The organism is Aliisedimentitalea scapharcae (genome assembly GCF_045277565.1).
Classification (GTDB): domain Bacteria; phylum Pseudomonadota; class Alphaproteobacteria; order Rhodobacterales; family Rhodobacteraceae; genus Aliisedimentitalea; species Aliisedimentitalea scapharcae.
Map to the genome: position 1 here is coordinate 1 of NZ_CP123585.1, position 14020 is coordinate 14020.

The 14020-nt window shown below is 55.8% G+C and carries 16 protein-coding genes and 2 pseudogenes; 13 read left to right on the top strand and 5 right to left on the bottom strand.

Annotated elements, in window-relative coordinates; all coding sequences use genetic code 11:
• The 3 genes and pseudogenes from urtE (at position 1) to QEZ52_RS20665 (ending at position 2650) form a co-directional block, all read left to right on the top strand.
• Positions 1-696, top strand: a complete 696-nt coding sequence (urtE, locus tag QEZ52_RS20655; RefSeq protein WP_343211908.1) for an urea ABC transporter ATP-binding subunit UrtE — start codon at positions 1-3, stop codon at positions 694-696.
• A gap of 200 nt (positions 697-896) precedes the next feature.
• Positions 897-2279: pseudogene (locus QEZ52_RS20660) on the top strand (IS3 family transposase).
• 230 nt (positions 2280-2509) lie between these two features.
• Positions 2510-2650, top strand: a complete 141-nt coding sequence (locus QEZ52_RS20665; protein WP_343212022.1) for a hypothetical protein — start codon at positions 2510-2512, stop codon at positions 2648-2650.
• Positions 2651-2762: 112 nt separating this feature from the next.
• Here the strand turns inward: QEZ52_RS20665 and QEZ52_RS20670 are convergent, their stop codons facing one another.
• Positions 2763-2822 carry a hypothetical protein gene (locus tag QEZ52_RS20670; RefSeq protein ID WP_406651309.1) on the bottom strand — a complete coding sequence of 20 codons (60 nt, stop codon included), beginning with the start codon at positions 2820-2822 and terminating at the stop codon, positions 2763-2765.
• Between the two features lie 562 nt (positions 2823-3384).
• Between QEZ52_RS20670 and QEZ52_RS20675 the strand changes: the two are divergent.
• A pseudogene (locus QEZ52_RS20675) lies at positions 3385-3522 on the top strand (IS6 family transposase); the annotation flags it as partial.
• Between the two features lie 673 nt (positions 3523-4195).
• Here the strand turns inward: QEZ52_RS20675 and QEZ52_RS20680 are convergent.
• From QEZ52_RS20680 to QEZ52_RS20690, 3 genes are all read right to left on the bottom strand, one after another.
• Positions 4196-6058, bottom strand: a complete 1863-nt coding sequence (locus QEZ52_RS20680; RefSeq protein WP_343211909.1) for an AMP-binding protein — start codon at positions 6056-6058, stop codon at positions 4196-4198.
• Between the two features lie 207 nt (positions 6059-6265).
• Complete coding sequence (locus QEZ52_RS20685; protein ID WP_343211910.1) at positions 6266-6805, bottom strand: N-acetyltransferase; 540 nt, start codon at positions 6803-6805, stop codon at positions 6266-6268.
• Between the two features lie 143 nt (positions 6806-6948).
• Positions 6949-7506, bottom strand: a complete 558-nt coding sequence (locus QEZ52_RS20690; protein WP_343211911.1) for a CIA30 family protein — start codon at positions 7504-7506, stop codon at positions 6949-6951.
• 203 nt (positions 7507-7709) lie between these two features.
• Between QEZ52_RS20690 and QEZ52_RS20695 the strand changes: the two genes are divergently transcribed.
• The 6 genes from QEZ52_RS20695 (at position 7710) to QEZ52_RS20720 (ending at position 11082) form a co-directional block, all read left to right on the top strand.
• Positions 7710-8231 (top strand): glutathione peroxidase, encoded by a 522-nt coding sequence (locus QEZ52_RS20695; protein ID WP_343211912.1) that lies wholly within the window; start codon positions 7710-7712, stop codon positions 8229-8231.
• Entirely contained in the window at positions 8228-8641 is a 414-nt protein-coding gene (locus QEZ52_RS20700) for a DUF393 domain-containing protein (protein WP_343211913.1), read from the top strand. Before QEZ52_RS20695 ends, QEZ52_RS20700 begins: the two co-directional genes overlap by 4 nt.
• 40 nt (positions 8642-8681) lie before the next feature.
• The gene (locus QEZ52_RS20705) at positions 8682-9134 is read left to right on the top strand and encodes a TspO/MBR family protein (RefSeq protein ID WP_343211914.1); all 453 of its coding nucleotides are present in this window, start codon (positions 8682-8684) and stop codon (positions 9132-9134) included.
• 14 nt (positions 9135-9148) lie between these two features.
• Positions 9149-9811: an SDR family NAD(P)-dependent oxidoreductase gene (locus QEZ52_RS20710; protein ID WP_343211915.1), complete on the top strand. Its 663-nt coding sequence runs from the start codon at positions 9149-9151 to the stop codon at positions 9809-9811.
• 150 nt (positions 9812-9961) lie between these two features.
• Positions 9962-10186 (top strand): cryptochrome/photolyase family protein, encoded by a 225-nt coding sequence (locus tag QEZ52_RS20715; RefSeq protein ID WP_406651248.1) that lies wholly within the window; start codon positions 9962-9964, stop codon positions 10184-10186.
• A 185-nt stretch (positions 10187-10371) separates the two neighbouring features.
• Entirely contained in the window at positions 10372-11082 is a 711-nt protein-coding gene (locus QEZ52_RS20720) for an IS6 family transposase (protein ID WP_343211916.1), read from the top strand.
• 31 nt (positions 11083-11113) lie between these two features.
• Here QEZ52_RS20720 and QEZ52_RS20725 read toward each other — a convergent pair whose 3' ends face one another.
• Positions 11114-11473: a hypothetical protein gene (locus QEZ52_RS20725; protein ID WP_343211917.1), complete on the bottom strand. Its 360-nt coding sequence runs from the start codon at positions 11471-11473 to the stop codon at positions 11114-11116.
• Between the two features lie 153 nt (positions 11474-11626).
• On the opposite strand from QEZ52_RS20725, the gene tnpA reads away from it, so the two are divergent.
• The 3 genes from tnpA to tnpC all read left to right on the top strand — a co-directional run bounded on the left by tnpA (position 11627) and on the right by tnpC (position 14019).
• Positions 11627-12058 carry an IS66-like element accessory protein TnpA gene (tnpA, locus tag QEZ52_RS20730; protein ID WP_316300517.1) on the top strand — a complete coding sequence of 144 codons (432 nt, stop codon included), beginning with the start codon at positions 11627-11629 and terminating at the stop codon, positions 12056-12058.
• Positions 12055-12408, top strand: a complete 354-nt coding sequence (gene tnpB, locus QEZ52_RS20735) for an IS66 family insertion sequence element accessory protein TnpB (RefSeq protein WP_316300519.1) — start codon at positions 12055-12057, stop codon at positions 12406-12408. Before tnpA ends, tnpB begins: the two co-directional genes overlap by 4 nt.
• Before the next feature lie 123 nt (positions 12409-12531).
• A complete protein-coding gene (gene tnpC, locus QEZ52_RS20740; protein ID WP_406650379.1) occupies positions 12532-14019 on the top strand; it encodes an IS66 family transposase in 1488 nt (495 codons plus the stop codon).
• The last annotated feature ends 1 nt before the right edge of the window (position 14020 follow it).

Here is a 14020-nt window from a genome sequence, read left to right on the forward strand (position 1 = left end):
ATGCTGAAACTACAAGATCTGACCCTGCATTACGGGCATTCTCAAATCCTCAACGGTATCTCGATGGAGGCCGCGATGGGCGAGGTGACCTGCGTTATGGGAACCAATGGTGTTGGCAAGACCAGCCTGATCAAGGCCATTTCGGGCACTCACCCGCGGTCTGGGGGGAGTGTTGAGCTGGCAGGCGAGGTGCTGGGCATCCTACCAGCGCACAAACTGGCCCATAAGGGAATCGCATATGTGCCGCAGGGACGGGAAATTTTTCCCTTGCTGACCGTGCGCGAAAACCTGGAAACTGGGTTTGTCTGTCTGCCACCTGCCGATCACCATGTACCGGATGAGATTTTCGAATTGTTCCCGGTGCTAAAAGAGATGCAAAACCGGCGTGGCGGGGATTTGTCTGGGGGGCAACAACAGCAACTGGCCATAGCGCGAGCACTGATTACCAAGCCACGGCTTTTGCTTTTGGATGAGCCGACAGAGGGCATCCAGCCCAACATCATCCAGCAAATCGGTGATGTGATACGATTGTTGCGAGCCAAGGGCGATATGGCGATTGTCCTTGTTGAGCAGTATTTTGAATTCGCCTACGACCTAGCCGACCAATTTATAGTTTTGCGTCGGGGCGAGGTCATGATGTCAGGGACCAAGGGAACGCTGGCCAAGGAGGACGTGCTAAAGGGTGTGTCCGTGTGAGTTGAGAGGCGGAACAAGAAGGTTCTCATCGCCCAGTTTTTGAATTTAACAAGCCTGGAGTGGAGAGGCTGATCAGCCCCGTTCGGGGTTGCTTAGATTGCGATACGAATTTGCTGTCTGACGTCAGCGCTTATGGGTCCAAATAGGGTTATTTGCTAAGAGAGGGTTTGTTGCTCATCGTAGCCACCGAGGAGTGGACGATGAGAAAGACAACGAAGAGCCCTGGCGAGAAGATCGTCAAAGATATCAAACGCGGCACGCGCAAGCATTATTCCAGCGAAGAGAAGATCAGGATCGTACTGGATGGGCTACGCGGCGAAGACAGCATTGCCGAGCTGTGCCGTCGTGAAGGGATATCGCAGGGCGTCTACTACAAATGGTCAAAAGACTTCATGGAAGCTGGCAAGAAGAGGCTTGCTGGCGACACAGCACGAGCAGCCAACACCGATGAGGTCAAGGCACTCCGCCGCGAGGCAAAGGATCTCAAGGAGGTCGTCGCAGAGCAGACGCTTGAACTGCGTCTTCTCAAAAAAGCATGCTCGGGGATGGGGACGACCACGAATGAGATATGCCGCATCAGAGAAGCTGGAGATCATTCGGCTGGTGGAAGAAAGCCACCTGTCAGCGCGTCGGACACTGGCCAAGCTGGGCATTCCCCGCACCACATTTTACCGCTGGTACGACCGGTATCTGCAGCGTGGTGAGGCTGGTTTGCAGGATCGATCTCCCAAGCCCAATCACGTTTGGAACCGCGTTCCCGTCGAAGTGAAGCGCAAGGTTGTCGACCTCGCCTTGAAAGAGACAGAGCTATCGCCCCGCGAGCTGGCCGTGACGTTCACCGATCAAGACCGTTATTTTGTCTCGGAATCTACGGTGTATCGCACCCTCAAAGCCCATGATCTCATCACCAGCCCGGCGTTCATCGTCTTGAAGGCGGCCCCCTCTCGGCAGATTGCTTTGCAATCGCCTGCCGGGCAATGGATGAGTTCCAGCATAAGACAACTGGTATCAACCAGCTTTGGCAGACAGACTTCACCTACATCAAGGTTCTGGGCTGGGGCTGGTTCTATCTCAGCACGGTCCTGGACGATTACAGTCGCTACATCGTCTCTTGGAAGCTCTGCACGAACATGCGGACAGAAGATGTAACGGACACACTGGAATTGGCGCTACAGGCGTCTGGCTGTGATCAAATCCACGTCGTTCATAAGCCGCGTCTTCTTAGCGACAACGGCTCCAGTTATGTCTCAGGCGACTTGGCCGAATGGCTAAAGGACAAAGGTATGAAGCACGCGCGCGGTGCGCCATATCATCCGCAAACGCAGGGCAAAATCGAACGATGGCATCAAACCCTTAAGAACCGCATCCTGCTGGAAAACTACTTCTTACCGGGTGACCTCGAAGCTCAGATCGAAGCCTTCGTCGACCACTACAATCACCAGCGCTTCCACGAGAGCATCAACAACGTCACACCCGCCGACGTCTACTTCGGGCGCGACAAAGCCATTCTAAAACAACGTGAAAGGATCAAACGGAAAACACGCGAAGCGCGACGCTTGCATCACCGCCAGCACGCCGCATAATCAAACCAAACAGATGAGCCAAACTCTCTCTTAGTTTAGGCAGCCACTGGTTCCAAAAACTCTGACGACGGACAATCCTGGAGGCCCAGCATGGTGAGGTTTGGTCGCAGCACGATAAGACCATCGACGCAAAACTCGCCGAGTTCAAAGAGCGCAACGGCGGCAAGCCTCCCAACATCCTCTATGTGCTGGTGGACGATCTGTCTTTTGGCGAGATGGGCATTCCTGAAATGAACTATGTGCGCGGTTCCCAAACCCCGCGCATCAACGCATTTGCCGACGAGGGACTTTCCCTCATGCGGATGTACACCGAACCGTCCTGCACCCCGTCCCGCGCGGCGGTTATCCATACTCATCGCGGTGACCGATAGGCTCAACCCTTGGGACGAAAGCGACGACAGATCCCATACGCCAAGGCTCTGATCAAAGGAGGTGGCCCCTTCGAAAATGTGGATCATGGAGCGAACGTTGCTGGTAAACCCATCAACTAATGTCCTGATCAAACGCTGCAGCAGCATCAAACATGCCGTGCAAGGACGTCACACGCCCTGTGTCCCACCCACTGATATCCCGATTAAATGGGTTTTACCGACCAAGCGTTGCGGCGAACGTGCCAATCATGCGGGTCACCGCGCTTGTGTCCCACAAGCCTATGTCATCGGGAAACACACTGTCGACGCCGAAGATGTCATCTGCGCCCACACGAAATAGACCGCTAAGATCTGTAATTGGAGCAGGAACCATGGAGTTTCTCTTTATATTTGCATATGAATACTACCAGAGGTTATTTTCAGAATCTCTAGTTTATGCCAAAATTACGTGGGCTGTGACTCAGACCCAGGATTTGCAAATGGCCTGCCGCCACACAGCGCTCGACTGGAAAAGCCCCTTGGCGATCGGAGCGGCACTAAAACGTGACCGCTGTCACCACCACTCACCCTGTGTTCATGGATGTTTCGTTGAGTTTGGCCGAGTAGGTGGCGCGGTTACTTTGGATTTTGTAACCGGTGAGGTCTCCCCTGCCCCGTAGCATCGTTTCTAACGGTGTTGTCACGTTAACTGTCGTTCGGTTGCTGATGCCCGCAATTGGACGTAGGTGACATCGATGAAGTCACCGTCGATCAGCTGCAAGCGTCACCGGTTTCCTCATCAGATCATCTCTCATGCAGTGTGACTCTATGTTCGCTTCAATTTGAGCCTGCGTGAAGTTGAAGAAATGCTAGTGCAGCGTGAGATCGCAATTAATTTGTTGATCCTATTTGCGCGCATAGAGTTCACCGATGAACCCCGCATCTTGCGAGACAACCTGAACAAACAGCCAACGTGACTGGCCACCCGCTCCCAGCGGGGGATTGTCGAGGGAGACCGGCGGACCGCCGGTACACGAAATGAGCGCGCCGAGGAGCGCACCGGTTGTCAAAGCCCTTTCTCGAACTGTTTTCGTGGGCAACGTTTGATTTCCTTGCTTGGGATGTAGTCTTTGAAAAGTACAATTCGATTTTCCTTAGACCCACGACTCGTTCTTGTTTTCTAGCCTGAACACGACGGTTGCGCCCCCCCCTATTGCGGACTGCAAGACCCTTGGGCCCGGTATTCCCCATGTATCCCGCCGTCCAACCTCAAGATCGCCTGACGAGGCCAGCAGATCAGGTGCGTGTTGCCCCGAGAGACGTCTGCGGTCGTGCAAACGCCTGAAAATAGTCCGATCGGGCTGCCTGCAGCCATCCGCACCTGGCGCGACCAAGGGCAGTAGGGCGCCCTTATTGGTATGTGCTGCACCGTAGAAGAATGTTTGTTAACGAACTCGAACGACAGGTGCCAATCCAATTTAAACCCACTGTTGGTTTGGAGGTGGAAGACCAACAAGGCTTTGGCTGTATGGGATGGTCTAATTTTTGCTTTGCACCCGAACTCCCCTAGGCGACCTGCACGCGGGGCTCAAATAGAAACGCTGCGAGAGCCTGTTCGACCACATCAGTCGATGATCTGTCTTTTGGTGCAAGCACCACGTTGACGCAAAGTCCGCGCGAACCACCGGCGACCACGTCGACCTCGGCATCGGGCAGTTTCAATTCGTCATGAAGCAATCTGCACACCACCAATTTGGCGGCATCACAGCGCAGACTCGGTTTGAAAATCTTGCCAACAGAAGTCAGAGGGATCACATCAATAACTTGAAGCATCTTCGGCCAAGCCGGACGTTCATCAATTGTTTTTTGCGCATGGGCCATGAGGTCATCCATGCTGGCCTCAACGCCCTGGTGGAGCTGCACAAAACACATTGGCAGTTCACCAGCATAAGCATCGGGCATGCCAACTGCTGCTGCGAGCGCCACAGCCGGATGCGTGCTCATCGCGTTTTCGATCATGGTGGGATCGATGTTGTGACCGCTCCGGATAATCAGGTCTTTTGAGCGCCCCGCAACGTAGAGACAACCTTGTGCATCCTTGTATCCCAAGTCACCTGAATTCAGCATGCCATCAGTGAAGACACCCTTGTTTTGGGTCGCATCACTATAGCCGGGTGACAGATGATCACCACGAATTGCGATGAGGCCAATCTCCCCGGTTTCGCAAGCTTCTCCGAGGCGGCCTTGCGACGTCAGCTTCAAAACCTCGACTTGCGTGTATGGCAAGGCCCAGCCCACGGACCCTGTCGTGCCCTCGCCACAGCAGGGATCAATGCTGATCAGCCCTGAGGCCTCTGTCATGCCGAGTATCTCAAAAAGCGTACAGCCAGTGACGTCCTTGAACTTCTGCCCGACGGCAGGTGGCAACAGCGATGCTCCGGTTAGACCGGCGCGCACTGCGCTGATATCGTGATCGTCCAAAGGGGTTTGTAAAACCGCACCAATTGCCGTCGGGACGCCGGCCACCAATGTCACCTTGTGATCCGCGACCAGCCGCCAGAAGCTCTCGACGACCGTCGGATTACGCAGCCCTGCGGGCGTCATGACCAGCAGTTCAATTCCCGCCATGAACCCGCTGAGACCCGCGACGATTGTCCCAGCAACATGAAAGAGCGGAAAGGTGGCCGTCAAAACATCGTCAGACGTATAGCCACACATTGCAGCGCCACCAAAGGCCGCCACCAACTGACTGCGATGGGTGTGTGCAACGAGCTTGGGAACACCGGTTGTGCCTCCGGTATGAAAATACGCGGCGATATCATCACCGCTGCGCGCTTGCCCAAATGTCAGATGATCATCAGGTTGGGCCATCAAAGCAGCACCAAGATCAATTACACCTTCTTCTGGAGGCGTATCCGGAGGTGAAACGCGCACTAACACGAGCTCGGGAATTTGCTCGCGCAATGCAAGTGCCTTCTCCCAGATATCCAGTTGCGGATGCGCCCCCAGGGCAACGAGGATCTTTGCACCTGAGGCTTTGAGCAGTTCCGCGATGCTTTCCGGCTGCAACAGAAAATTGATCGGCACCGCATAGCCTGCGGTTTCCGCACCCCATAAAGTGACGTGGGTTTCGATCAAGGCGGGCAGCATGAAAGCGACGCCCGGTGATGCGCCGCCAATATCGGTGAACAGATTGGCCGCGCGCCGAATGTTTCTGAGCAATTCTTGATAGCTGATCCGCCGTGGGTGCTCGTCCGCCGCTCCTGTCATCAACATGGTCATGGCCGTGGCGTCGGGGGCTCGCTCAGCGCTGTTGATAAAGGCATCCAGAATGCTTTGTTCCGGCAAACGCTCTTCAATGGTCATTTCAGTTTCAAAGCGTTTAAGATCACGTTCGGTTCGAATCGGCTGAGCGCCTAGATTGGCCATAAAATGCTCCTCACATGTCAATTAAGTATCGGGAGAGCCTTTCCCAAAAGACCAATCTTGGCAAGCTTCAAGCACTCCGCAAGGGTCAAACAGCATCCCGGACCGGTCGATCGAACCGCTTCTAGGCATGCCCATTTCGTCCACGTTGTCGCCGGAGCGCGGGACTGACGCCAAGGTCGCCATTGGGCCGAAGTTTCGGATGGGTAGCTACCAGAAGATTGGATCGTCAAACGCTGTAACGCACCGAGACGGTCCTTGGAGCGGCGTCTTTGTCGCATTATTGAGAAATTGACCGAGCCAGCCTTCGGGATGCTGCAAGGGAAAAGGTGCTGGCACGTCTTTCTCGGTGATGGTCGAGAAGCCGACGCGCTCGTAGAAACGAGGATCTCCATAAGTCGCCGCGAAATCGACGCCCTCCTGCTGAAGCACCCTGAGGCCATGGGCAATCAATCTCTGCCCGATATTTTGGCGCTGCCGCTTTGTGGCCACCGCGACAGGTCCAAGGACGAACACCACGCGTTTGTCGCCTTTGAAAGTGAGGCGCGAAAAGATGATTGCGCCATCCAGCTCGCCATTATTCCAAGCCGTGAAAACACGGAGATGCTCCGAGGGAGTTTCCTCCATCAGACGGCGGGCCAAAGCCCCTATCAGCTCACCTTCGTCCGATCCCTCCGAGGCGGTGAAGCTCGCTGTAAAAAGGTTGGCAATCGCCGCAGCGTGTACCTCGTATTCTGCCGAAAATTCCAAGTTCCTGTCCTCGCGATGGGGGGCGTTCTGCGGCGTTTTACCAAAACCTTATGCCCAACATCTCATTTGCCGCGAACGTCGGCAATGCGGGCTGCGACTGCCCAAGCATTTACGAACAATTCTGTAAAAGGCCGTGATCGGGATCAATAAAAGCCAATTTCTTGCACGTCGACCTCCGCTTGGTGGTCACGACCATAGGCCACTATGCCGATTGACTTGATAGATCCCGCGCGTGGTTCAGACCTGAGCATACTGCCCGATGCTTTGAAGGCCGAAAATGGAATTCGCACTTCTGCCCATTGTTGCGTCACCTCGAAGCTAGCTTGGTAATACTGCCACGGCAAAACCGTTCCGCTGGTGCGAAGGTGGACATAGTACGTTTGATCGTTGCCTCGGGAGATGAACCGTACACCCTTTGTGTTTATTGATGGTTTTTCTGTAAGTTCGGTCCGAAATTGAATAAAGCCGCCACGATTTTCGGTGCTCACATTTCCAGTCAGCCGTGCATACCCGGACCCGTTTTCCTGTGCAAAACTGACCTGCCCAGTTGATACGCCGCCCATGACGGTGTCCGCGAAAAATTCCCAACGGCTTTCGGGACTATTGTCAAAAGTTTCCAGCATGACCTGCTCCCCTGCAGCAAGTGTTGAGAGCCAACCAAACGCGACGCAAATGCCCAGAGTTGCTGCCAGTTTTCTCATAGAAATCTCATCCATTTTTGACCGCGTTATTTGTCGTAAATGGGTCCGAACTGTTATTGACCCAAGTGTTTTTGTCGAGCGAGCTGGTCGATTATGCCCCGACCACCGTGCAACATAGATATTGAGCACTCCTGGCACACACTAGACGAAAAATGGTCCAAAGGCGCTCTTGGCTCGTAAACGTTGAACAAGGAGGTTCTTTTATGATCCGAATAGTATTTCTGCTGGCGCTTCTGTTGACTGCCTTTCAAGTGAAGGCCCTAGAGCTTGATGCGCCTTTCGACTCCATCGACGGGGGTAGCCTGACCCTGTCTCAATGGAGCGGTCAACCCATTCTTGTTGTCAACACTGCCTCTCGATGTGCCTTCACCAAACAATACAGCGGGTTACAGGCCCTATATGATACCTATCGTGACACAGGTTTAGTGGTTCTGGCTGTTCCGTCAGACGATTTCCGACAGGAGCTTTCCAGCAATGAAGAGGTAAAAGATTTCTGCGAAGTTCAGTACGGCATCGATATGCCGATGACTGGGATTACGAATGTAACAGGTCCAAAGGCGCATCCGTTCTTTTTATCGCTGAAGCAGGAGGAGGGTTTTGAACCGGCTTGGAACTTCAACAAAGTTTTGATCGGGCCGAATGGTGATCTGGTTGGCACCTACGGCTCTAAAACAAAGCCCGAGTCTTCGCGACTTCGTGGTGAAATAGAAGGTCTTCTGAATTGAAAGCCATAAAACAAAAGGACCCGCAGAATATCACCGTATTCTATGACGGGTCCTGCCCCTTGTGTGCGTCGGAGATAAGTTACTACAAACGGGCTGACACCGATCACGTGCTAAATCTTGTCGACGTTTCATCCAAGCGCTTTTCGGGGGATGACAGCGTCACTCGGTCGGACGCGATGGCCAGGTTCCATGTTCGTCTGGCCGACGGTCGGCAAATGTCCGGGGCACGGGCGTTCGTAGAATTATGGCGTGCCGTACCGGGCTGGCGCTGGTTGGCGAGATTGGCAAGCCTTCCGGGCGTCGTGCCCCTTCTGGAAGAGCTCTATCGCCTTTTCCTCCGCATGCGCCCTCTGATCGTGCGAGGTTTCGGCAAATATCAGCGGTTTTTCGGCACTTCACTGACGAGATAGCCCTACCTTCTCGTCTGCTCACATTAGAGGTCTGATCACTATGAAAAACTTCGGTTCCTTTCTGCTTTTCCTGATTGTGGTCATGGGCGGCGGAATCGCGATTGGCACGCTCACTGCTCCGGGCGAATGGTACGGAGATCTGCAAAAGCCGTTTTTCAATCCACCCAACTGGATTTTTGGACCAGTGTGGACGGTATTGTATCTGATGATTGCCTACGTTGGCTGGCGCGTTTGGCATCATGACGACCGGGTTTCGCTAATTCGCCTATGGACTGTCCAGATGGGCTTGAACTTTTTGTGGTCACCGGTGTTTTTCGCTGCTCAGAATCCAGCGTTGGCGCTTGTCATTATTCTTTGCCTTCTACTGACCATCGGGGGCTTCATTCGGACCGCGTGGCGACCCGACCGACTGTCTGCCCTGCTCTTCGTTCCGTATCTCGCGTGGGTTGGCTTTGCATCGGCCTTGAACGTCGCGATCGTCCAGCTCAATTAGACGGGATATTGGCCATGGAGAGACGTGCACTTGTTGTTGGGGCCTCAGGCGGCATCGGACAAGCATTAGCAAAAGAGTTGGTGTTCAGGGGGTACCGGGTCGCTTGTCTTTCTCGTTCACAGGATGGCCTGGACATAGCCTGCGAAACGAATGTGTCGGAAAAGCTTGGAAGACTGCAGGCCAAGTTCGATTTGATAGTGGTTGCAACGGGTGTTTTGTCGAGCAAACGCGGACCAGAAAAATCGCTGCTGGCGTTGTCTGCGGATGAGATGGCAAATCTGTTTGCGGTGAACACGATTGGGCCCGCTTTGGTTCTAAAGCATGCCAAACGCCTGCTGCCAAAAGACAGGAGAGCCGTTTTTGCGGTACTGTCTGCGCGCGTCGGGTCGATCGGGGACAACAGGCTTGGCGGCTGGTATTCCTATCGCGCCTCTAAAACGGCCCTCAACCAGATCATCAGAACAGCATCGATTGAACTAAAACGGACACACAAGCATCTGGTTTGCGCAGCATTGCACCCCGGCACCGTGGCGACCGAGTTCACGCAAAACTACTCGCGACACAAGACGGTTCCGCCGCAACAGGCTGCAAGCAACCTGCTGAATGTCATCGATACTCTTACGCCAGACAACAGCGGACAGTTTTTCGACTGGGCAGGAAAAGAGATTCAGTGGTGACTGCGCCTTTTGAACCGAACACCGACACGGATCGCCCAGGTATCGTTTTGATTCTGGGGGATCGACTTTCGCCCGACATGCATGCGCTGAAAAACGCGAACCCGGACACATAAATTATTCTGATGGCTGAGGTCCGCGAAGAGGCCACCTATGTGCCGCATCACAAAAAAAAGCGCGTTTTTATTCTCTGCCATGCGCCATTTTTCCGAGGAGCTTGCGGCAGTCGGTTGGCGAGTCCGCTACCTCCGCCTAACAGATCCCGAAAACATCAGGTCGCTGCGTGGCGAGGTTGAAGCTGGCGTATTTTGCTGTTTATGCTGCGTGAGCGATGAACGGCGACTCCGTCCCCAAATTGTGAGTTCGACCGTCGCCTGATTTTGCGACTGCAGCGAATGTCGGGAAGACGAGCCGCGCTGCAGCAACTCAGACCTCCCACGAATGGTCGCAATTGGCCGTGATGCGGTCTTCTGAAGCCGACGACCGCATTTGGGCGCAGGCCCTGATGCGCCATTGGGCATTGCCAAGTTGTTCGGGGTGTCGTTTTCGATTAGGCAGCGAGGATGAAAATACCATCCGATATGCCACGCCTGAAAGGCTTCCGTTTTCCGCGCGAGATTATCGCATACGCGGTTTGGGCGTATCATCGATTTGCGCTGAGTACGTCGGATGTCGAAGACCTGTTGGCAGAGCGTGGCGTCATTGTCAGCCGCGAAACGATCCGGCTCTGGGTGAACCGGTTTGGAGGCCACTTTGCGGATTGTGTCAGACGAGACCGCCCGGCAGCGGCCGACAAATGGCACCTTGATGAAGTTGTCGTGCCGATCGGAGGCGTGAAATACTGGCTCTGGCGGGCGGTTGACGCGAACGGCGACGTTTTGGACATTCTCGTCCAACCGCGGCGAAACGCCAAAGCGGCAAGGCGTTTCATGAAGCGGCTGATGGCCCGTTTCGGCGATCCGCGCGTTGTGATCACGGACAAGTTGCGCAGTTATATCAAGCCGATCTGTGACCTAACCCCAAACGCGGACCACAGGGCACACAAGGGCTTGAACAATCGCATCGAAGGGTTGCACCGGCCGACCCGTAAACGCAAGAAGCTTATGGGGCGGTTCAAGTCCCCGCGCCAGGCTCAAAGGTTCCTCGCCGCCCACGACCAAATCAATATCGTTTTCCGCCCCCGCCGCTACCGAATGCCAACCAACATCTACCGCCAGACCAGATCGGACGCTTTTGACCTGTGGCACGGATACGCCCTTGAGATGACCGCCTAACGACCCGGCTGCCGGCTAACCGCGCCCAGCATCAGACAACTTGGCAATGCCCCCGCACCAGCTGCGCGACCGAGGGCCGGGTGGGCTTCAGATAATACGTCTTGATCGCAGAACTGATGATCTTCTCGCGCTCGGTATCCAGCGCACGATGGCCGGTTCGCCGACCGGGCTTGCGGTCCACCAGTGACATGACCGTCCCGCTTTCCCGAAACAGTTTGAGAAGGCGATATGCGGACGCCTGACTCAGGTCCAGTTCAGCGCTCAGATCGGCAACATTTGCAGCGGTGGACTGGCCGGGATTGCGCTTCAGGAACTCTCGGATCACTTCCGCTCGACGGTGCGCTTCATCCCAAAGGTCGTCATCAATTTCGTCGGGGAGTGGCTCGGACATGGCAAACCTCACGGATAATTCTCCGCGCCATGATTCTCAAGTTAAGTGCCAATTCTCATAGTTTATTGGTAAGCGTTTCCTGGCCCGCACCTTCCCAATTCTCACCTGACCTGAGATTTCGCACCTGACGGAGATTAGGGCAGGAGTTTCGCGATGGCGACTACGGTGGAGTTTCTCAGGGACTACGGGGTGGACATACGGACCAATGGTCAGCGACGCTGGCCGGATGAGGTCAAGGCGCGGATCGTGGCTGAGAGCTTGAAGCCTGGGGCGACAGTGAACGGGGTTGCTGCCCGGTATGGGCTTCGGGCGAACCATTTATCGGAATGGCGCAGTCGGGCGCGCGATGGCAGGTTGGTTTTGCCCGCAGTTGAAGACGATGACTTTTGTTTTGCGTCGATTGTAGTGGCGGATGATGGCGGCGATGCTCCTGTGCCAGTAGCGTCTGCACATCTGGCCAAGTCTGACGTTGCACCATCTGGTCCTATCGAGATTTGCATCGGCCAGGTGACAATCCGGCTTGATGGCGCCACAGGGGCTGCGCGGGTTGGTGAGATTGTACGGGCGATCGGTGCGCGGCCATGATGTTCCCGTCCAATCGGGTGCGGGTTCTGGTCTCGACGCAGCCTGTGGACTTCAGGAAGGGTCATGATGGCCTGGCCGCGCTCGTGTCATCAGTGCTGCGCAAGGATCCGTTCACCGGCACAGTGTTTGTGTTCCGCTCACGCCGGGCGGATCGGCTAAAGCTTTTGTATTGGGACGGCACCGGTCTGGTAATGGCGTATAAGCGGCTGGAGGATTCGACCTTCACCTGGCCCGCGATCAAGGCTGGGATAATGGCGCTGAACCATGCCCAATTCGAGGCGCTGTTTGCAGGTCTGGACTGGCGGAAGGTAAAGGCGCTGGAGAGGCGCCCACCATCTGCGGCAGAGTGAATCAACCGCCTGGTTTTGCGTGTTTTTACTGGGGCTTTGTGGTAGCTCTGGCCTATGCAAACAGCCCCCATTCTTGATCTTTCTGCCATCCCGGTTTTGCAGCGCGCAGCGGTTCTGGCATTGATGGATGAGGTGACAGCGCTGAAGGATATCACCAAGCGGCAGGAACATCTGATCGCTGAACTGAACCACGCCCTGCATGGCAAACGGTCAGAGAAGCTGTCCGAGGATGAGCGACAACTGGCGTTCGAGGATCTGTCCATCGCGCTGGCCGAGGTCGAGGCGGAAAAAGAAAAACAGGCCGCCAAAGCGGGCGACGGGACGGCCAAACCGTCGCCCAAGCGCACCATCGGCAACCTTCCCGCTGCGCTGCCGCGCATCGAAGAGGTCATCGAACCTGACAGCCTGATCTGCCCATGCGGCTGCGGTGTCATGCACAGAATTGGCGAAGACCGCAGCGAGCGGCTGGACATCGTGCCTGCCCAGCTGCGCGTCATCGTCACCGTGCGCCCGAAGTATGCCTGCCGGACCTGCACCGACGGGGTCACCCAGGCATCAGCGCCATCGCATCTGATCATGGGCGGCCTGCCGACCGAGGCCACCATCGCTCATGTGCTGGTCAGCAAATATGCGGACCATCTTCCCTTATACCGCCAGAGCCAAATACTGGCGCGCGCAGGGCTTGATCTGCACCGCGCGGTGCTGGCCGATTGGGTCGGAAAAGCGGCGTTCCATTTGAAGCCGGTTGTCGACCGGCTGGCCGACCATCTGAAACGATCCGGCAAGCTGTTCATGGACGAGACAACGGCTCCGGTGCTGGACCCGGGGCGCGGAAAGACAAAGACCGGGTATCTTTGGGCGTTGGCTCGCGACGACCGAGCTTGGGGCGGTGAGGACCCGCCCGGCGTGGTTTACTTCTATGCCCCGGGTCGTGCGGGTGAGAATGCCGAAACCTTCCTCACCGGCTTCGATGGCATCCTGCAGATCGACGGGTATCAGGGCTATAATCGGTTGACCAAACCTTCGCGCAAGGGTGGTACGCCCATTCGGGTGGCCCATTGCTGGGCGCATGCGCGCCGCAAGCTCAAAGAAGTCTTCGACCGCGACGGATCAGAGATCGCCGCAGAAGGGCTGCACCGGATCGCCGAATTTTACGCCGTCGAGGCCGATATCCGCGGTATCTCGCCCGGCCAGAGATTATCAGCCCGTCAGGCCCGCACCGCGCCGCTGGTCGCAGCCTTCGGCGACTGGCTTCAGGCGCAACGCCGCAAAGTCTCCAGTAAATCCCGGCTCGGCGAAAAGCTGACCTACATCCATAACCATTGGAATGGGCTGCAAACCTTCCTGACCGATGGCCGCGTCGAGATCGACAACAACCGCGTCGAAAACCTCATCCGCCCCATCGCCCTCAATCGCAAAAACGCGCTCTTCGCCGGCCACGACGAAGGCGGCATCGCATGGGGCCGCATCGCCTCGCTGATAGAGACCTGCAAGATCAACGGCGTCGAACCCTTCGCCTATCTCAAGGCCACCCTCTCAGCAATCGCCAACGGCCACCCGCAAAGCCGCCTTGACGACCTTCTGCCGTGGAAATTTGCGCCGTCAAGCTAAT